Source organism: Thioclava litoralis, from assembly GCF_045278885.1.
GTDB lineage: Bacteria > Pseudomonadota > Alphaproteobacteria > Rhodobacterales > Rhodobacteraceae > Thioclava > Thioclava litoralis.
On sequence record NZ_CP135443.1, the window covers coordinates 1,406,203 to 1,424,530 of the forward strand.

Consider the following 18,328-nt stretch of genomic DNA (forward strand, 5'->3'; position numbering starts at 1 on the left):
GGGCGTCTTGCCATCTAGACCAAGGAGACCCCCATGTCTGATCTCAGTGATCTGACCGCCCGACTGCTGGACGCTGCCAAGAAGGCAGGGGCGCAGAGCGCGGATGCGATGGCCGTCGATGGTACGGCGGTGTCGATTGACGTGCGGCAGGGGGCTCTGGAACAGGCCGAACGCGCCGAAGGGGTCGAGATCGGTTTGCGGGTGCTGATTGGCGGGCGTCAGGCCTGCGTGTCGGCATCGGATATTTCCGACCGCACGATCAGTGACATGGCCGAGCGTGCGGTAACGATGGCGCGGATTGCGCCTGAAGACCCCTATGCGGGCCTTGCCGATCCGTCGCAGCTTGCCCGCGATTGGGATATTGCGGCGCTCGAGCTGGAGGACCCCTCGGAGGATCCCACCGCGCAGGCTCTGGAAGAGGACGCCCTGCGTCTTGAGGCCGCGGCTCTGGCGGTGGAGGGGATCACCCAAGTGTCGGCCGCGTCTGCGTCCTTCACGCGCCAACGTGTTGAAATGGCCGCCAGCAACGGATTTAGCGGCGGGTATGCGCGTTCATCGCGGGGGCTGTCCGGTGTGGCGATCTCGGGCGAGGGTCTGACGATGGAACGCGATTATGCCGGAGAAAGCCGCATCTTTCAGGCCGATCTGCCCAGCCCCGAAGAGGTGGGGCGTCTGGCGGCAGAGCGGACCGTTGCACGGCAGAATCCGCGCCGCCCGAAAACCGGTGCCTATCCGGTTCTGATCGACGAGCGCGTGTCCTCGAGCCTGATCTCGCATCTGTTGTCGGCGGTGAATGGCAGCTCGATCTCGCGCGGGTCCTCGTGGCTGCGCGATGCAATGGGCGAGCAGGTTCTGCCGGAGACGATGTCGATCATCGAAGACCCGCATCGCGTGCGGATTTCGCGCTCCCGCCCGTTCGATGCCGAGGGTCTGCCGACCCGTCGGAGGGTGATCGTGGAAAACGGGGTTCTGAAAAGCTGGACGCTGGATCTGGCAACCGCGCGCAAGCTCGGGCTTGAGAGCACCGGTAATGCCTCGCGCGGCCTGTCTTCCGCGCCGGCCCCTGCGGCGGGGAATATCGCCTTGACCCAAGGGGATCTCAGCCGCGAGGCGCTGATGGCGCAGATGGGCACAGGCCTTCTGGTGACCTCGTTCATCGGTGCCACGATCAACCCTAACACCGGCGATTATTCGCGTGGGGTCAACGGGTTCTGGATCGAGAACGGGCAGATTGCCTATGCTGTTAATGAGTGCACGATTGCGGGCAACCTGCGTGATATGCTGCGCAGCATGATCGCGGCCAATGATGCGCGTGCGCATCTCAGCCATGTTGTTCCGTCGCTTCTGGTTGAGGGGTTAACACTTGCCGGTGAATGATTACATCGACGATCTGCAGCTTCTTGAGAAGGTCGCGCGCGAGGCGGGCGAGCTGTCACTGCAATATTGGAAACAATCCCCCGAGGCGTGGAACAAGCCCGCCGATCAGGGCCCCGTCTCCGAGGCCGATCTGGCGGTGAACGACTTTCTGGAAAGCCATCTGCGCGGGGCGCGCCCTGCCTATGGCTGGCTTTCGGAAGAAAGTGTGGATGGGGCTGAACGCCTTGAAAACGAACGTGTCTTCATCATCGACCCGATTGATGGAACCCGCGCGTTTCTGGGCGAGGATCCGGGGTTCGGGCAGTCTGTCGCGGTGGCCGAAAACGGGCGCGTGATTGCCGGTGTCGTGCACATGCCCGCGCTGGACCTGACCTATACCGCCACGCTGGACGGGCCTGCGCTGCTGAATGGCGCACCGATCCAGCCCAGCAAGACCACGCAGATACGCGGCGCTACGGTGCTGACCTCGAAGCTGAGCGATGATCCGGGGATCTGGCTGAACGGCTTTCCGGGCTACGAGCGCGCCTTCCGTCCCTCTATGGCGTGGCGGCTATGTCTGGTGGCCGAGGGGCGTTTTGACGCAACGATCTCCATGCGCAAGTCCTGGGAATGGGATGTGGCAGCCGCCAGTCTGATCGCGGAGCGCGCGGGGGTGCGGGTGACCAACCGCCTTGGCGAACCTTTCGGCTTTAACCGTCCGGAATGTCAGGAGGACGGGCTGGTTGTGGCGCCGCCGGAATTGCATGCGGATTTCATGGCACAGCTTCGGAACTAGGGCTCGATAAAACTTTAATCAAAGTCGCTAGTTACGAATTGCTAACGATTTCGCCCTAGCGTCCCACAAAGCAAGAATTGCGTTTGCGGGGCGAATCCCATGATCAATTACCGGCGGCTACTGGCTGTCTTTTTAATCGGTATCCTCGGGCTTGCGTCCGTGGTGTTGGCGGATGAGGCGCCGCTTTCTGCCTTGCGTGCGGATGTGATGGCGGTCTGGAACGATCCTGCCCCTTCGGACGGCCTGCCGGAGATCCCCGAGCTGCCGGAGCTTGCCCAGCTTCCTGATGGGCGCGTGCTGCGTGCCGATGCGCTTGTGGCCGAGACCCCGTCCGAGCCGCGGGTCAATACCTACCCGTTCTTCCAGAAAGGCACCGCAACGTCGTCGACCGGTGCGGGCAGCCTGTTTGCTGTTGCCCCGCCGACACTGGCCCCCATGACGGATGTCGCTGCCGAAAATGACGCGGCCTTCGCGCAGGAGGACGCACAGTGAAAATCACCATTGCCCAAATCTTCCAGCCGACGATCCTGCTGGCACTGGCCCTGATGGCGGTCATCGTGATGATGATTCTGCCGGTTCCGTCATGGGTGCTGGATCTGGGGCTGGCGGTGTCTTTTGCCATCGCGATCCTGATATTCACCATCACGCTTTTCATCGAACGACCGCTGGATTTCTCGTCTTTCCCGACGGTTCTGCTAACCTCGATGATGCTGCGGCTTTCGCTCAATGTTTCCTCGACCAAGCTGATCATCGGGCAGGGCCATACCGGCACCGGTGCGGCGGGGGGCGTGATCGAGGGCTTCGCGAATTTCATCATGAGCGGCTCTGTCCTGATCGGTCTGGTGGTGTTCTGTGTGATCCTGATCGTGAACTTCATCGTGATCACCAAGGGCGCAGGCCGGATGGCCGAAGTGGGGGCGCGCTTTGCTCTGGACGCGATGCCGGGCAAGCAGCTCGCTATTGATGCCGATATGAGCGCGGGGGCCATCGACCATGCCGAAGCGCGTACCCGCCGCGAGCGCGAACAGAAGGAAACCACCTTCTTCGGCTCGCTCGACGGGGCGTCGAAATTTGTGAAGGGGGATGCGGTTGCGGGCCTGATGATCACGATGCTCAACATGATTGTGGGGCTGTCGATCGGCATGGCGGTGCATGGTATGGCGCTATCGGATGCGCTCAAGACCTATGCGATCCTCACGGTTGGCGATGGTCTGGTCAGCCAGATCCCCGCTGTGATCATCTCGATAGCGACCGCGATCCTGCTGTCGCGCGGTGGAGCCAATGGCTCGGCCGATAGCGACCTTTTCGGACAGCTTTCGAAATATCCGCCGGCGCTGATTACCGTGGGCGTGCTGATGGCGCTTTTCGCATTGGTGCCGGGCCTGCCTTTCGTGCCCTTCATGCTGGGGGCTGCGGCTTTGGGCGGTGCTGCCTATCATCTGCACAAGAAGACCAAGAAAGAAGAGGCCAAGGCGGCCATGCGCATGCCGCCCCCCGAACCCAAGAAGAAGAAATCTATGGGGGATGTGCTGGATGTCGATGATATCCATGTGGAATTCTCCGCCGATCTGGTGGCGATGGCGCTGGACCCCGCGACGGGACTGGATGTGCGGATCAACAATATGCGCAATCATGTGGCGGCAAGCTTCGGTCTGATCCTGCCCGAGATCCGTCTGACCGACGATTCCACGCTGGCCCCGGGGGAATACCGCATCCGCATTCAGGGGGTCGAACAGGCGCGCGACAGGCTATACCCCGAAAAGGTGCTGGCCCTGCTGGCGGATAATGCCGAATTGCTTCCCAAAGGGGAAAATGTCCGCGAGCCGGTCTATGGTGCGCCCGCCCGCTGGGTGCCGCTGGATGCGCAGGAAGAGGCGGCGCTGACGGGGTCGACCGTGGTGACACCGACCGAGGTTCTGGCGACCCATCTTCTGGAAGTCATCAAGAACAATTTCGGGCGCCTGATGACGCTGAAGACATTGCGCCGCCTGCTGGAGGAAACCGGCAACCTCTCCGATCCGGCCCGTGGCGAGGCCAACCGCCGTATCCTCGACGAGCTGGTGCCGGATAAAGTGTCGATCGATATGCTGCTGGCGGTGCTGCGTCTGCTGCTGGAAGAGCGTGTTTCCATCCGTAATCTGCTGCTGATCGTCGAGGCGATCTCCGAGGCGCGCGGGATGAGTTCGCCCGAATTGATCACCGAGCATGTCCGCCAGCGGCTGGGCTTCCAGCTTGTCGCGGAATACCGCCGCGAGGATGGCACCTTGCCCCTGCTGCAACTGGCACCGGAATGGGAAGAGACCTTTACGGCCTATCAACTGCCCGGCGATAACGGGAATGGGGATATTGCGCTTCCGCCCGAGAAATTCTCGCGTCTGGTCAATAACATCGCGGAACGTATCGCTCGGGTGGGGGAGCAGGGCGTGTTTCCGGCCATCGTGACCTCGGCGCGTCGGCGGCGGTTCATCAAGACCGTTCTGGGGGCCAAGGGGATTTCGGCACCGGTGCTGTCTTTCGAAGAGATCGGGCTGGATGCGAAACCTGCGATGCTGGGGGTGGTGCCCGCATGATCGATCTGGCGGCGCAAGTGCTCAATCTTACCCATCAGGGGTTCATGATCGCTTTCGCGGTATTCCTGCGGGTCGGGGCGATGGTATCGGTCATGCCCGGCTTCGGCGAACAGAACCTGTCGAGCCGCGTCAAGCTGGGCGCGGCTTTGGCCTTCACGGCAGTGGTGGCCCCCGCGGTCAGCCCGCAGCTTGCGCACTTGCCCCATGATGTCAGCCTTGGCCTGATCCTGCCCGAAACCGCGATCGGCCTTTCGATCGGTGTGATCATGCGGATGTTCATCTACGGGCTGCAAATGGCGGGGATGATCATCGCGCAGGCGACCTCTTTGGCCCAGATTTTCGGGGCGGGCGGGGAATCCCAGCCTGCCGTCGGCTTCATGCTGACCACGGCGGGTCTGGCGCTGGCCTTTGCGATGGGGCTGCATGTGCAGGCGGCCGAACTGATGATCGGCTCTTATAAAGCCTTCCCCTTTGGACAGTTTCCCGCCCCCGACCTGATCCGTGAATGGGGGGTGGCCGGTGTCGCGAAATCGTTCCGGCTGGGCTTTTCCATCGCGGCCCCGTTTGTCATTCTCGGGCTGGTCTATAACGCTGCGCTGGGGGTGATCAACCGCGCGATGCCGCAGCTTATGGTGGCCATGATCGGCGCACCGGCCATCACTCTGGCAGGGATCGTGCTGATGGCAATCGCTTTGCCCACAGGGCTTATTGTCTGGCGCGAGGCCTTCGGGAGCTTCCTCTTCAACCCGTTTTCGGTGATGCGATGAGTGGCGATACCGATGAAAGCGAAAAGGAATACGAGGCCACACAGCAGAAGCTGGATCGGGCGCGGGAAAAGGGTGATCTTGTCAAATCCGCCGAGATTACGGTGGCCGCCTCTTATGCCGGTGTGCTGATCGCATCCTATGCCTTCGGAGGCGAGACGCTGCTGAAGCTGGGGTCACGGCTGATGGAGTTTCTCGGCCATGTCGATATGCTGCAAGAGCAGATGGAGTCCGGTGGCTCCACCATTGCGGGCGGAATCATCGGCGAAGTCGTCGCACCGCTTGTCTTGTGGTTTATCGTGCCGATGGTGCTGGTTCTGGCGGCGCTTCTGGCGCAGAAGGCGATCGTTTTCGCGCCTGAAAAGCTGATGCCCAAAGGCAGCCGCATCAATCCGCTTTCGAATGCCAAGCAGAAATACGGTCCGAACGGTCTGTTCGAGTTTCTCAAGAGCTTCGTGAAGCTGGTGATTGTGGCGATTTTGCTGGGATGGTTCATTCAGCGCCATCTGGACCGCATCCTGATCTCGCAGCGGGTGGGGGTGGATCTGGCCACTGCGGATCTGATGCATATCATCCTGGAATTTCTGTTTCTTATCACCATGCTGGCCGTGATTGTCGGGGCGGTGGATTATATCTGGCAACGCTACGAATTTCTGAAGCGGCAGAAAATGACGCGCAAGGAGCTGATGGATGAAATGAAGTCGGCCGAGGGCGATCCCCATATGAAACAGCAGCGTCGCCAGCGCGGGATCGAGATCGCGATGAACCAGATGATGGCCGAGGTGCCCAAGGCCGATGTCGTGATGGTCAACCCGACCCATTATGCTGTGGCGCTCAAATGGGACCGTGCCTCGCGTCGGGCACCGATCTGTGTGGCCAAAGGGGTGGATGATGTTGCTCTGAAGATCCGCGAGATCGCGGCAGAGCACAACATTCCGATCCATCGCGACCCGCCCAGCACGCGCGCGCTTTATGCCACGCTGGATATCGGCGACGAGATCAAGAGCGAGCATTACAAGTCTGTCGCGGCCGCAATCCGTTTTGCCGATAAGATGCGTCAGCGCGCACGTCAAAGGAGGGGCGCATGAGTCAGCAGGGATATGGCCGCATGATTGCGATTGCGGCGATGATGAAAGATGTCGAGCTGTCCAAACTTGCACGGTTGAAGCAGACGCAGGCGCTGTTGGCCATGAAACAGGGCGAGATCACCCAGTCGGCCAGCACGGCCCTGCGCCAGCCGGTGCAGGATATGACCGATCTGAAGATGATCGAATCCTATCGCGCATGGGCGGGGCGCAAGGTCGAGGCGCTCGAGCAGGAAAAGCGTGCCATGGATGCGCAGGTCGAACAGGCACGGCAACGTTCGGCACGGCGTTTCGGGCAGCATATGGCACTGACGAGGATCGACGAACAGATCCGCGATCAGGACAAGATCGAGAAGCTGCGCAAGCAGGAGTTCTAGGCAGGAGTTCTGGGCAGGAGTTTTGTGCGGGAGGGGAGGCGAGCTGCCTGATCCGTTTTCGGGGGAGGAGGACCGTCGCCGGTCAGGCAGCTCTTTGTGGCGCCCTTTGCAGGGGCCTTGAAGGAAGGAAACGTGTATTCCGTATAACTATCCTCCCGAAAACCGCCCCCCAGATCAAAGCAAAGCTACGAACCAAGGGGATGGCTGGCGTGAAATTGGTCATATGCCTAAAAAATATGCCATATACGCGCTATGGTGGTGAAAAACAGGCTGAATGAGGGTGGTTTGCCGCAGCGAAGGCCGGATCGAAGGGGCCCGGGCCTGATTCAAAGGGTTGCGTCAAGCAGCGGACGGGTTATCTGTTCAGGAACGCAAGCGAACAGGGTCGAGATGCAGGAAAGCGATAAAATTGATGCGGCCATAGAGGCGGCGCAGAACAAAGCCGCGCTCCAGTCCCCCGATCCGGCGGATATGCGGGCATTCCGCGCGGCCTTGGGGCGTTTTGCGACGGGGGTCACGGTCGTGACGGCGCGCCGTGACGAGCCTGAAGCCGGTCCGCTGGGGATTGTGGCCAACAGCTTTGCCTCGGTCTCGCTCGACCCGCCGCTGGTTTTGTGGTCTCCGGCGCGGGCTTCGGTGCGGCATGCCCATTTCACGGCTGCCAAGGCCTTTTCGATCCACGTCCTGCATGATGCGCAAGCGGATCTGATTCCACGTTTCGGGCGGAACGGAGCAGGGTTCGACGGGCTGAGCTATGACCTGAATGCGGAAGATGTGCCCGTGCTGCCCGATTTCCATGCGCGTTTCGATTGCGTGACAGAGGCCATGCATGAAGGCGGTGATCATACGATCATCATCGGGCGCGTAATGCGTTTTGCCACGGGCAGCGGGACGCCCATGCTTTTTGCACATGGGGCTTTCGGCACCTTCCAGAAGGTCTGAACAGCGGCGGGTTTCGCGCTTGTTGATGGAAAAAGGCCCCGCAATCGGGGCCTTTGTTTATTTCATCTGGGCAATCTGCGCGGCAAGCTGGCCGAGCGCTGCGCTTTGGGTGCGGGCGATCAGACCCGGATCTGCGGCTTTGCCCGCGACCCCTCCCATCGGCACCGTGATATCAAAGCGGCGCACCGTATCGCCGCCGGAAGCCGCATAGCTTGCGGGCGAGACATAGTAGACCCCGTCCAGATGTACGGCCCCGTCGGCGGCGGCAAGGAAACGATCCACCCGAACCTCGATCTTGCGTTGCGGGTCCGAGGCAAGCGGCCAGGGTTCGGCAATAACGGTCGCGCCCGACATCTCGGAAATCTGCCGTGCCAGCGCCAGCGTCATCGCGCGTTTGGGGTCATCGGCCCAGATATTGTCGGGGCTGGAGCGCAGTGCCCCATCCGGCGTCTGGAACGCGATTTCCTGTCCCGATGCATAATCGGGCAGCGAGATCTCACGCAGTTCGGCGCGGCCAAGACGGTTGGGCAGCGTGTCTTTGGCCGGAGCCGGATCAATGGCATATTGTGCCGTGTCCAGCGGGTCCGAGCAGGCGGCCAGTGTTACCAGCGCGGCACCAATCAGGGAGAAGGTCGTAAAACGTATCATCATGTCCATCCTCAGCGCCCGGTAATGAAGGCTTGCGGGTTACGTTCGATCATGCGTGCGAGCGAGCCGACCGCATCAATCGTGCGGCGCAGATCACGCATCGTGTCCATGACTTGCGAATTGAAGTTAGAGCGGTCGCCATAAGCACCGACAAGCCCCTGTGCCTGCGTTGTCAGGTCTTGCAACTGCTTGGTCAGTGCGGGCAGACGGTCGCTGGCCGACTGGATCGACCCCGCCGCATCCTGCGCGGCGGAGAGGGTGCCGTTCAGCTTCTCGGCCACACCGCCTTCTCGCAGCTCGCGCAGAAGGCCCGCAAGCTGTTGCAGCGTATCCGACAGGTTCTGCGGCAGGGCTTCGGCATCATCGGTGTTCAGCATCTTGCGCAGGTCACCCAGGATCCCGTCAACCTTATCCCCGATATCGCCCAGCGGCATATCCGCGATCCGCTGTGCCGCTTTGTCGGCCGAGGCCAGCGTGTCGTTCAGGCCCTCGATCTCGGTCATCACGCTATCTGCGGCCTGCGAGACATTATCAATGGCATCGCTGGCTTTCTTGCCCGCATCATTCTTGTTCAGCTCGTTGACCAGACTGCGGATCTCGCCCAGCGTTCCTGCCAGCTCGTCGGGAATCTGCTTGGTGCGATCCTGCCCCGCGATTGCGGTGATCGACTGGAACATCTGCGTGGCCGATGTCATCAGCTCTTCGATGGGCAGGCTCTCGACGCGCTTGAACACGCCCTCGGCCGAGGTTGCCAGCGAATTGGCTGTCTGCGGCGCGGTCGGGATGGTCGGATAGGGCGCGGCCTTGGTGTCCATCTCGGCCTTCGGTCTGTCGGGCACATCGGTCAGTTCGATCACCAGCGTCTGGCCCAGAAGGCCGGTGCCGGTGATGCGGGCGCGCAGACCGTTTGCCACCTCGTTCTCCAAGAATTGGGTCACGATGTCATTGTCGGTATTGCGCTCCAGCCCCAGACGCTCGGGCGACAGCGAGATAACCACCTGCTGGCGCGCGAATTTCGTGCCGAGGCTGTCTTCGGAAACCTTGATCGACAGGTCGGTGACCTCGCCGGCCTCGACGCCACGGAACTCGACCTTGGTGCCGATCTCGATGCCCTGCACCGGCTCGTCGAACAGCAGGGTATAGCGTGCCGGCTCGAAGAACTCGCCGCCGAAAATGGAGTTGCGGGCCTCGTTCTCGTCTTTGAAGAGGCGGTAGGGGAAGCCGTTCTGGATGAAGCTGCCGCCCGTGGCCAGAGTGTCGAACTCGACCCCGCCCTGCACGATGGAGGCCAGAGAACGCATATTGACCGACACCCCGTTGGCCCCGAGATTGACCGAAATCCCCGAGGCATCCCAGAAGCGGGTCGTGGTGGTCAGGCGGGCGTTATAGGGCTTGTTGATGAACGCATCGATCAACACGCCGCTGCCCCCCTCGTCCAGACGCAGGTTCTGGATCTTGCCAACAGTGAGGCCGCGATAGATCACCGGCGCGCCTTCGGCCAGTCCACCTGCGTCACGGGCGCGCAGGATAATCTGCGTGCCGGAATTCGGATCTTCGGTGACCGGCTGTTTGTCGAGCCCTTCGAACTCGGTCTGCGGATCGCTGATCTTGTTGTCCCACCAGCCCTGAATGAAGCCGCCCGACAGGACGGTATCCAGCCGCGAGATCCCCTGTGCCGACAGCTCGGGTTTCACGATCCAGAAACGGGCATCCTTGTCGATATATTTCGCCACGTCATTATGAACCCTGATGCCGACGCGCACCCCGCCAAGATCTTTGGTGAAGCCCACTGTCTCGACCGTGCCGACAGAGACTTCGCGATATTTCAGCACGGTCTCGCCTGCGGTGATACCGGTGGCATCCTTGAAATCGACATAGATCAGGGTGCCGCGGTCGGAATAGGTGTGCCAAGCGACATAGAGCGTGATCAGAAGCGCGAAAAGCGGCACAAACCAGATTAGCGACAGTCGTGCCCAAATGGGTTTCTTGGCCTGTGTCTTTTGCAGGTCGGCGGGTTTGGGATCTTCGGTCATTCGGAGGCAGGTCTTTCTACGCTACGCCAGATCAGGCGTGGATCGAAACTTTGGGCCGAGAGCATGGTGAGTGCTACGGAGAGGGCAAAGGCCGCCGCCGCCGGACCCGGATGGATCGAGGCGACAAAGCCAAGTTGGACAAGAGCGGAAAGAATAGCGACCACGAAAACGTCGATCATCGACCAGCGACCGATAAATTCGACGATCTCGTAGATCATAAGACGTTTGTGCCCGCCGTCTTTCTTGCCCGATCTTACGGTGAAGGCCAGATAGGCGACAGCGAAGAATTTCGCGATGGGAATGCAGACCGACGCCAGAAAGACGATGGCGGCAATTCCGTAATTGTGGTGGCCCATCAGGGTGATGACCCCGCCGATAATGGTCGAGGGGCTATCGGTGGCCAGAAATTTCGTATGCATGATCGGGTAGAGATTGGCCGGGATATAGGCAATCAGACCGGCCCACCAGAAGGCCCAGACCCGTTCAAGCGATGCCTCATTGACAGGCTTCAGCTTTGCCCCGCAGCGCCCGCAGCGCTGTTGATCCTTCGGCCAGACGCGCCCGCATTGCTGACATCCGATCAGCCCTGCATCGGTGGCGGAGAGATATCTCATTTCTTCCCGATGGCGTCCCATATTACCCATTTGCTCATGAAACTGTTTTTCAGCGCCATTACGATAATCAGGGCGCAGAAGGCCCAGAATGCCGGTCCGAAGGAGATCGTGGCAAGGCCGCCGATTTTCACCAGGGCGACGGCGGTCCCGATAATGAAGATCTCGGCCATCGACCAGGGCTGTAACCGTTCGGCCAGCCGGAACACGCCGCGTGCTTTGGGCCAGGGCTTCTTGTCGAAGCTGAGTGGCAGAAGGACATAGATCAGCGCACCGAAGCGGAAAACCGGAACCCCGATGATCAGCGCGACGGTGGCCACCGAAAGCAGGGCCAGCCAGCCGCCCGAGAAGGCGGAGGCCGCCCCGAGGACCGAGCTTTCATGGGTGAGCCCGCGGGCCGAAATCTGCAGGAAGGGGAAGCAGAACGCCGCAACCATCAGGATCATCGCCGTAAAGGACAAGGCCACGACATGCAGGAAGGACCGATTGCGCGGAGCAATCAGCAAGGTGCCGCAGCAGGCACAGGTCGCGCGTTCGTCCTCGCCGATCTGCGAGAGATGGTGCAGCGTATCACAATGGGGACAAGCAATAAGCTTGCTGTGATCTTCTGTCATATTCATGTCGGCTAATTTAGCTTGCTGCGGTGGGCATACAAGCGCAGTGCACGTGATCGCGGCGTAAATGTCACGCATTTTAAGTGTTAAACAGTGTTTAAGATCACTTTGCTACAACCGGCTTGGGTGAAAAGAGGTGGTGGCATGAGCTCTGGTGATAATCAGGCCCCTATTATTATCAAACGCAAGAAGGTGTCCGGTGGGGACGGGCACCACGGCGGTGCATGGAAGGTGGCCTATGCCGACTTCGTGACCGCTATGATGGCGTTTTTCCTTCTGATGTGGCTGTTGAACGCGACGACCGAGAAGCAGCGCAAAGGCATTGCGGATTACTTCAATCCCACGATTGCGGTGAACCGGATCTCGGGTGGCGGCGATGGCTCTTTCGGGGGGGATTCCATCTTTTCCGAAGAGACGATCGCGCAGATGGGCACCGGTGCGTCGATGAATATGCCAACCGAGGCGCGGCAGGCGCGCGGCCAAAGTGGTGTGGAAGCCAAGGACGAGAGCGAGGCGGCCGAATTCGACCAGGTGGCGGCGAAAATAGAAGAGGCGCTGATGGGGATCGGCGGCGAATCCATGGTGACCGACAAGATGTCGCGCCATATCGTGACCAAGGTGACAGATGAGGGGCTGATCGTGGAGTTTTTCGATCTGGCCGACGAGCCGCTTTTTGCGCCCGATACCAGTACGCCGGAACCGATTCTCGAAGAGTTGGTGGCGATGGTCACACGGGTGTTCGATCTGGTGCCCAATGAGGTGGCGATTAACGGTTTCACCCGTGCCTATCCTGAAATGCTGCGCCAGAATCCCGTTTGGGATCTGTCGACAGAGCGAGTGCAGCAGGTCCGGATGCTGATGCAGGGCGACGGGTTCGACAAGCGGCGAATCCAGCGTGTGACAGGGTTTGCAGATCGCAAGCCTGCCAGTGAAATTCCGATGTCTATCCGCAATAACCGGCTGGAAATCGTCCTTTTACGAAAGTGATCAGGCTGTCCCGCATACAATTTGCGGGACAATTTCTGTGAGAATTTTATTCGTTAGGGTGATCTTAAGAGGGCTAGGGCAAATCTGCGGGAGATCGAACGACACGTAGCAGCAGAAAGGCGCATAAATGTCGATTTCCTCCTCGCTTAACGCAGGCGTTGCCGGCCTGGCGGCGAACTCTACGAAGTTGTCCACCATTTCGGACAACATCGCGAATTCCGGAACCTATGGCTATAAACGTGCTGAAACAGAATTTTCCAGCATGGTGCTGTCGCAGACTGCGAACTCCTATTCCGCAGGGGGGGTCCGTGCGAGCACGTCCCGTATCGTGGACGAGCAGGGCGCATTGGTATCGACCTCGAATGCGCTTGATCTGGCGGTGTCGGGGCGCGGCTTCCTGCCGGTGATCTCGGAGGTGGCTCTTGAGAACGCGCAAAGCAACCAGACGCTCCAACTGACCACGACCGGTGCATTCCGGACCGATGAGGATGGTGTTCTGAAAACCAATACCGGCCTTGTCTTGCTGGGCTGGCCGGCAAATGCCGACGGGACCATTCCGACCTATGCGCGCGATTCGGTCTCGGGGTTGCAGCCCGTGGTGATCAACGCGAACCAGACGGCGGGTGACCCCACCACGAAGGTCAATCTGGGTGTCAACCTTCCGGCTGTTGATGTGGACGACACGACGTCGCTGCCGCTATCCGTTGAATATTACGGCAACCTCGGGACATCGGAATCGCTCAATGTGACTTTCACGCCGGCGCTGGATACCAGTGGCAATGTGATCGAGAATACATGGACGATGGAGCTGCGCGATTCGGCCACGGAAGATGACGCTGCGACGACGGCTGACGAAAATCTGCTGGCATCCTACACCTTGGTCTTCGATAACACGACGACCAATGGCGGTACGTTGAAGTCGGTGACCCCGATCGGCACCTCGCCGGCCTATGATTCGACCAATGGCACGGTCACGTTGTCTGCCGCGGAAGGGCTGCAGACCATTGATCTTACCATCGGCAAAATTGGCGATACCAATGGTCTGACCCAGCTTTCGGACAGCTTCTCGCCCACCAATGTGACGCGGGACGGCTCTCCTGTCGGAAGCCTGACCACTGTCGAGGTCGATGAGAATGGCTATGTGAACGCGACCTACGATACGGGCTTTACGCGGACGATCTACCAAATTCCGCTTGTTGATGTGCCCAACGCCAATGGCCTGACGGCCAACGATAACCAGACTTTCGAGATTAGTGGTGAATCCGGCAGCTTCTTCTTGTGGGATGCCGGTGATGGCCCGACCGGTGCAATCGAAGGGTACGCTCGCGAGGGGTCCTCTGTCGACGTTGCCAAGGAATTGACGGATCTGATCCAGACCCAACGTGCCTATTCATCGAATGCGAAGGTCATCCAGACCGTGGATGAGATGCTGCAAGAAACTACGAACATTAAACGCTGATTTTGAGATGATCGCTCTCTAAGGAGACAGAAGATGTCGCTTTCCGCCGCTTTTACCAATGCGCTTTCGGGGCTGACCGTTTCGAGCAAAATGGCGCAAGTTGTGTCCTCAAACGTCGCGAACGCGATGACAGAGGGGTATGGGCGGCGGACAGTCGAAACATCGGCTGTCTCTGCCGGGGGCGTTGGCTATGGCGTTCGTATTGATGGTGTAACGCGTCAGGTCAATGAGAGCCTTATCCAGGATCGACGTCTTGCCGATGCGGCTGCCGGCGAAGCGGGCGTTGTCGCGGATTTCTATGCCTCGATCGAGGATATGATCGGAGACCCGACCAGTGATAGCTCCCTGTCCGCGAAAATGGCAAATTTCGAATCGGCATTGGTCGAAGCGGCGAGTTCGCCCGATAGCACCGGACGTCTGACGACAGTGGTGAACACGGCCAAGACGGTTGCGGAACAACTGAATTCGATGTCGGACGATATCAACGATATTCGTCTAGGTGCGGATCAGCAAATCGGTAAGCAGGTCGATCTGTTGAATTCTACCCTATCGCAGGTAGATGACCTGAATGATGCGATCCTTAAGGCATCGACCAATGGCCGCGATGCCGCCGCTTTGATGGACCAGCGTCAGGCACTGATTGATCAGATTTCAGAGATTGTGCCGTTACAGGTTTATCAACGGGATAACGGTCAGGTTGCACTTTATTCGACCAATGGTGCGACCTTGTTGGATGGTAAGGCCTATGAAATCGGCTATTCCACCAGTGGACGCATGGCGCCTAATTTTTCTCTGGAAGGCGGTACGCTTTCTGGGCTGACGATCAATGGCGAGCCGGTCAGCACCACGTCGAATGGGGCTTTGGGAGGCGGCACGCTGTCTGCCTTGTTCGAGGTGCGAGATGAACTGGCCCCCGCCGCGCAAGAGCAGATTGATTCTGTGGCGCGCGATCTCATCGAGCGTCTTGGCGCATCTGGTGCCGATACGACGATTACGTCTGGCAGTGCGGGCTTTTTCACGGATGCTGGTTCCGCTTTTGATAGCACAGATGAACTTGGACTGGCTGGACGAATCGAGGTGAATGAACTGATTGACCCGTCTGAGGGCGGGGAGGTTTGGCGCGTTCGCGATGGCCTTTATGCAAGTACTGCAGGCGATGTCGGCAATAGTACTTTGCTGAACGGTATCGCTGACGCTCTGATCGAGAGTCGTTCGGCGTCTTCCTCGGCATTTGGTGGGACAAGCTATTCTGCATCCGGTTTAATGTCAGAATTGCTGTCTAATTACTCGTCTGCCCGCCAAAGCGCCGAGATGACAGAAAGTTACACGACGGCCAAACAGGATGCATTGGTCGAGGAAGAGCTTTCGCTCGGGGTCGATACGGATCAGGAGCTTCAATCTTTGCTTCAAATCGAGCAATCCTACGCTGCTAACGCAAAAGTAATGCAAACGTTGGACACTCTGATGCAGCAGCTTCTGGAGATCTGATATGAGCTACTATTCTGTTGGTGATATGGCGCAGGTCTATTCGCTGCGTAAGCATAATACCGGTCTCAAAAATCTGGTAACGACGCTTAGCCAGGAGGCTACGACCGGCCTGAAATCCGATGTTGGTAAAGCCGTCGGCGGCGATTTTACGCAGCTTTCGGCAATTACGCGTAGCTTGGATAATCTCGAGTCATATTCGCTTGCAACGACCGAGGTCTCGTTGACCGCAGAAATGATGCAAAACGCGCTTGGCACGATCCAGGATTATGCGATTAATTTCGGGCCTGACATGATCTCGATCGGCTCCTCCGGAGACCCGACCTCGCTTGAGACATTGTCTACAAAAGCAAAAACTAGCCTCTCAACGATTGTTTCCGCGTTAAATAGTTCGGTTGCTGGACGCTTTGTCTTTAGTGGTGCCGCAACCAATACACCACCGGTTGTTGATGCTGACGAGATGTATAGTCAGGTTATGACGGCGGTTGGAGGAGACACAACAAGCGCCGGAATTATCGCTGCAGTAGAGGCATTTTTCGATGCGCCGGCAGGTGGGGGCGGCTATCTGGATCAATCCTATCAAGGGTCACGAGATCCACTTGGTGCGGTGAAAGTGTCTGAAAACGAATCGATTCAGCTCGAAGTGACTGCTCAATCATCCGAGATTCGGGAATCCTTGAAGGGCGCCATGCTCGCCCGTATCGCTGCCAATGATGACGGTACGCTGAGTGACGAGACACGTTCGGCGCTGATGGTTGAAGCCGGATCGGTGCTTAGTGCTGCCTCGCTTGAAATGTCGGCGTCTCGCAGCAGCATCGGTGCGGCTGAAGAGCAAATCGAAAGTGCGGCAACCCGAAATGATGCCGAGAGCAGCAGTTTGGAAATTGCAAGGAATAATCTGATTACCGCAGAGCCTTACGAGACGTCGACAGCCTTAATCGCGGCGCAGAACCAACTTGAAACACTGTATGAGATTACTTCGCGTCTTTCTCAGCTGACCTTGGCGGACTATATCTGATGCGTATTTTTCTGTTTCTAATCCTATGCTTGATCCCGTCGTTGTCTTGGGCTTCTCCAATTCGGATTAAGGATTTGGTCGAATTTGACGGTGTCCGTGGCAATGACATCGTTGGTTATGGCTTGGTCGTCGGCCTCAACGGCACTGGCGACGGCTTGCGGAATGCACCTTTTACCGAAGAAATTATGACAAACGTACTTGAGCGCTTGGGCGTTAACGTTACCGGGGAAACATCTCGGCCCAAAAATGTTGCGGCCGTTCTGGTAACTGCTGAATTGCCCCCTTTCGCGCGCGCAGGTAGTTCCATTGATGTTACGGTTTCGGCTATTGGCGATGCAACCAGCCTTCTTGGTGGTACCTTGATTATGACCCCTCTCAAAGCTGCGGATGGCGAAATCTATGCTGTGGCGCAAGGGGAGATCATCGCGGGTGGTGCGACGGCTCAGGGGGACGCGGCTACTGTAACTCAGGGAGTGCCGACATCCGGTTCGATTCCTTCTGGCGCTCATGTCGAGCGTGAAATCGCATTTGAATTTAACAGTCTGGATCGTCTTCGCCTTGCTCTCAGGACGCCTGACTTCACGACTGCGAATAGAATCGAGGCTGTAATCAATACTGAGTTCGGGCGAAATGTCGCCGCAATGCAAGATTCAGGAACTGTTACCCTTAATATTGCGCAAACAGGACAGCGTTCTACGGCGCATGTCATGAGTCGTATCGAAAACTTGGAAGTAGAGCCCGAGCAGCGCGCGCGTGTAGTTGTCGATCAGCGTTCTGGTACGATTGTTATGGGAGAAAATGTCCGCATTTCGCGGGTCGCTGTGAGCCAAGGCAATCTGACGTTGCGCGTTCAAGAAGCGCCTGTTGCGGTGCAGCCCAACCCGTTTGCAGAGGGGCAAACGGTTGTTGTCCCGCGTACAGAGGCCTCAATTACCGAGGAACCTGGTATTCAAATGGCAGAAGTCCCCAGCGGAAATTCCCTTTCGGAAGTGGTTGCAGGCCTGAACGCTCTGGGAGTTTCTCCGCGTGACATGATTGATATCCTGAAAAGTATCAATGCAGCAGGTGCCTTACACGCAGAATTCGTGGTAAATTGATAGAAATCCCTATTGGGGGTGTCCTAAAGATTGGCGATGAGTTGCCGTATGATTGTTTGATGTGTAGTGGCTGGTTAATCGCGCAGCCCTGTTGCGGTACAGCACAGCATTTTCTGGATGTGCTTAGGGCTTGGTGATTGGAGTAACGCGTGAAAGTTGGTGATGCCCTGAGGGGCGGCATGTGACGGCTGTGTTCAGACGCGTCAATTCTCAGCCGAGAAAGGGATATGCCACATGTCAGAGACTACCATCGCCACGCTGCCCGATCCATCAGGCTTTTCACTGGATCCATTGACGGACCTCTGCCACCGCCACGGCGAAGCATCATTGCAGCCATCAGCGCATCGGTGAAGCATTCGTTCGTCGATCCCGAACGCCCTCGCGCCTTTCTGGAGGGGGTACACAAACTGTGTATCCACGCGTATGCGCAGTAGATTGCTGCCAAAGGGAACAGGATATGTTTTCACGATGTACTCGAAGACTAGC

At 58.6% G+C, this 18,328-nt stretch carries 17 protein-coding genes; 13 read left to right on the top strand and 4 right to left on the bottom strand.

Annotated features, from left to right (window positions below):
- Window positions 1-33: 33 nt before the first annotated feature.
- From RPE78_RS06885 to RPE78_RS06920, 8 genes are all read left to right on the top strand, one after another.
- A complete protein-coding gene (locus RPE78_RS06885) occupies window positions 34-1,377 on the top strand; it encodes a TldD/PmbA family protein (protein ID WP_339108744.1) in 1,344 nt (447 codons plus the stop codon).
- Complete coding sequence (locus RPE78_RS06890) at window positions 1,370-2,152, top strand: 3'(2'),5'-bisphosphate nucleotidase CysQ (RefSeq protein ID WP_406721627.1); 783 nt, start codon at window positions 1,370-1,372, stop codon at window positions 2,150-2,152. Before RPE78_RS06885 ends, RPE78_RS06890 begins: the two co-directional genes overlap by 8 nt.
- A gap of 99 nt (window positions 2,153-2,251) precedes the next feature.
- Complete coding sequence (locus tag RPE78_RS06895) at window positions 2,252-2,644, top strand: hypothetical protein (protein ID WP_406720140.1); 393 nt, start codon at window positions 2,252-2,254, stop codon at window positions 2,642-2,644.
- Window positions 2,645-2,697: 53 nt separating this feature from the next.
- Window positions 2,698-4,722 carry a flagellar biosynthesis protein FlhA gene (gene flhA / locus RPE78_RS06900; protein ID WP_406721628.1) on the top strand — a complete coding sequence of 675 codons (2,025 nt, stop codon included), beginning with the start codon at window positions 2,698-2,700 and terminating at the stop codon, window positions 4,720-4,722.
- Window positions 4,719-5,489, top strand: coding sequence for a flagellar biosynthetic protein FliR (locus RPE78_RS06905; protein ID WP_339108747.1), 771 nt, complete (start codon window positions 4,719-4,721; stop codon window positions 5,487-5,489). The genes flhA and RPE78_RS06905 overlap by 4 nt, the downstream gene beginning before the upstream one ends.
- On the top strand, window positions 5,486-6,574 hold the full coding sequence (flhB, locus tag RPE78_RS06910; RefSeq protein WP_406720141.1) for a flagellar type III secretion system protein FlhB: 1,089 nt from the start codon (window positions 5,486-5,488) through the stop codon (window positions 6,572-6,574). The genes RPE78_RS06905 and flhB overlap by 4 nt, the downstream gene beginning before the upstream one ends.
- A complete protein-coding gene (locus RPE78_RS06915; RefSeq protein WP_406720142.1) occupies window positions 6,571-6,948 on the top strand; it encodes a hypothetical protein in 378 nt (125 codons plus the stop codon). Before flhB ends, RPE78_RS06915 begins: the two co-directional genes overlap by 4 nt.
- Before the next feature lie 390 nt (window positions 6,949-7,338).
- A complete protein-coding gene (locus RPE78_RS06920; protein WP_339108750.1) occupies window positions 7,339-7,890 on the top strand; it encodes a flavin reductase family protein in 552 nt (183 codons plus the stop codon).
- Between the two features lie 57 nt (window positions 7,891-7,947).
- Here the strand turns inward: RPE78_RS06920 and RPE78_RS06925 are convergent, their stop codons facing one another.
- From RPE78_RS06925 to RPE78_RS06940, 4 genes are read right to left on the bottom strand one after another with little or no spacing between them, the layout of a single operon-like run.
- On the bottom strand, window positions 7,948-8,541 hold the full coding sequence (locus RPE78_RS06925) for a PqiC family protein (RefSeq protein WP_339108751.1): 594 nt from the start codon (window positions 8,539-8,541) through the stop codon (window positions 7,948-7,950).
- An 8-nt stretch (window positions 8,542-8,549) separates the two neighbouring features.
- Complete coding sequence (locus tag RPE78_RS06930; RefSeq protein ID WP_406720143.1) at window positions 8,550-10,571, bottom strand: intermembrane transport protein PqiB; 2,022 nt, start codon at window positions 10,569-10,571, stop codon at window positions 8,550-8,552.
- Complete coding sequence (locus tag RPE78_RS06935) at window positions 10,568-11,185, bottom strand: paraquat-inducible protein A (protein ID WP_339108753.1); 618 nt, start codon at window positions 11,183-11,185, stop codon at window positions 10,568-10,570. The genes RPE78_RS06930 and RPE78_RS06935 overlap by 4 nt, the downstream gene beginning before the upstream one ends.
- A complete protein-coding gene (locus RPE78_RS06940; protein WP_406720144.1) occupies window positions 11,182-11,796 on the bottom strand; it encodes a paraquat-inducible protein A in 615 nt (204 codons plus the stop codon). Before RPE78_RS06940 ends, RPE78_RS06935 begins: the two co-directional genes overlap by 4 nt.
- Window positions 11,797-11,940: 144 nt before the next feature.
- Here RPE78_RS06940 and RPE78_RS06945 point away from each other — a divergent pair, with 144 nt between their 5' ends.
- The 5 genes from RPE78_RS06945 (at window position 11,941) to RPE78_RS06965 (ending at window position 17,842) form a co-directional block, all read left to right on the top strand.
- Window positions 11,941-12,783, top strand: a complete 843-nt coding sequence (locus tag RPE78_RS06945; protein ID WP_339108756.1) for a flagellar motor protein MotB — start codon at window positions 11,941-11,943, stop codon at window positions 12,781-12,783.
- Between the two features lie 127 nt (window positions 12,784-12,910).
- Entirely contained in the window at window positions 12,911-14,242 is a 1,332-nt protein-coding gene (locus RPE78_RS06950; RefSeq protein WP_406720145.1) for a flagellar hook protein FlgE, read from the top strand.
- Window positions 14,243-14,275: 33 nt separating this feature from the next.
- Window positions 14,276-15,730, top strand: a complete 1,455-nt coding sequence (gene flgK, locus RPE78_RS06955; RefSeq protein WP_406720146.1) for a flagellar hook-associated protein FlgK — start codon at window positions 14,276-14,278, stop codon at window positions 15,728-15,730.
- A gap of 1 nt (window position 15,731) precedes the next feature.
- Complete coding sequence (locus tag RPE78_RS06960) at window positions 15,732-16,745, top strand: flagellin (RefSeq protein ID WP_339108759.1); 1,014 nt, start codon at window positions 15,732-15,734, stop codon at window positions 16,743-16,745.
- A complete protein-coding gene (locus RPE78_RS06965; protein WP_406720147.1) occupies window positions 16,745-17,842 on the top strand; it encodes a flagellar basal body P-ring protein FlgI in 1,098 nt (365 codons plus the stop codon). Before RPE78_RS06960 ends, RPE78_RS06965 begins: the two co-directional genes overlap by 1 nt.
- Window positions 17,843-18,328 lie beyond the last annotated feature (486 nt).

Excerpts from the sequence above, each read along its gene's own strand:
- RPE78_RS06885 (WP_339108744.1), top strand. The coding sequence starts at position 34 with ATGTCTGATCTCAGTGATCTGACCGCCCGACTGCTGGACGCTGCCAAG.
- RPE78_RS06895 (WP_406720140.1), top strand. The coding sequence starts at position 2,252 with ATGATCAATTACCGGCGGCTACTGGCTGTCTTTTTAATCGGTATCCTC.
- flhA (WP_406721628.1), top strand. The coding sequence starts at position 2,698 with ATGGCGGTCATCGTGATGATGATTCTGCCGGTTCCGTCATGGGTGCTG.
- RPE78_RS06905 (WP_339108747.1), top strand. The coding sequence starts at position 4,719 with ATGATCGATCTGGCGGCGCAAGTGCTCAATCTTACCCATCAGGGGTTC.
- flhB (WP_406720141.1), top strand. The coding sequence starts at position 5,486 with ATGAGTGGCGATACCGATGAAAGCGAAAAGGAATACGAGGCCACACAG.
- RPE78_RS06915 (WP_406720142.1), top strand. The coding sequence starts at position 6,571 with ATGAGTCAGCAGGGATATGGCCGCATGATTGCGATTGCGGCGATGATG.
- RPE78_RS06920 (WP_339108750.1), top strand. The coding sequence starts at position 7,339 with ATGCAGGAAAGCGATAAAATTGATGCGGCCATAGAGGCGGCGCAGAAC.
- RPE78_RS06925 (WP_339108751.1), bottom strand. The coding sequence starts at position 8,541 with ATGATGATACGTTTTACGACCTTCTCCCTGATTGGTGCCGCGCTGGTA.
- RPE78_RS06930 (WP_406720143.1), bottom strand. The coding sequence starts at position 10,571 with ATGACCGAAGATCCCAAACCCGCCGACCTGCAAAAGACACAGGCCAAG.
- RPE78_RS06935 (WP_339108753.1), bottom strand. The coding sequence starts at position 11,185 with ATGAGATATCTCTCCGCCACCGATGCAGGGCTGATCGGATGTCAGCAA.
- RPE78_RS06940 (WP_406720144.1), bottom strand. The coding sequence starts at position 11,796 with ATGACAGAAGATCACAGCAAGCTTATTGCTTGTCCCCATTGTGATACG.
- RPE78_RS06945 (WP_339108756.1), top strand. The coding sequence starts at position 11,941 with ATGAGCTCTGGTGATAATCAGGCCCCTATTATTATCAAACGCAAGAAG.
- RPE78_RS06950 (WP_406720145.1), top strand. The coding sequence starts at position 12,911 with ATGTCGATTTCCTCCTCGCTTAACGCAGGCGTTGCCGGCCTGGCGGCG.
- flgK (WP_406720146.1), top strand. The coding sequence starts at position 14,276 with ATGTCGCTTTCCGCCGCTTTTACCAATGCGCTTTCGGGGCTGACCGTT.
- RPE78_RS06960 (WP_339108759.1), top strand. The coding sequence starts at position 15,732 with ATGAGCTACTATTCTGTTGGTGATATGGCGCAGGTCTATTCGCTGCGT.
- RPE78_RS06965 (WP_406720147.1), top strand. The coding sequence starts at position 16,745 with ATGCGTATTTTTCTGTTTCTAATCCTATGCTTGATCCCGTCGTTGTCT.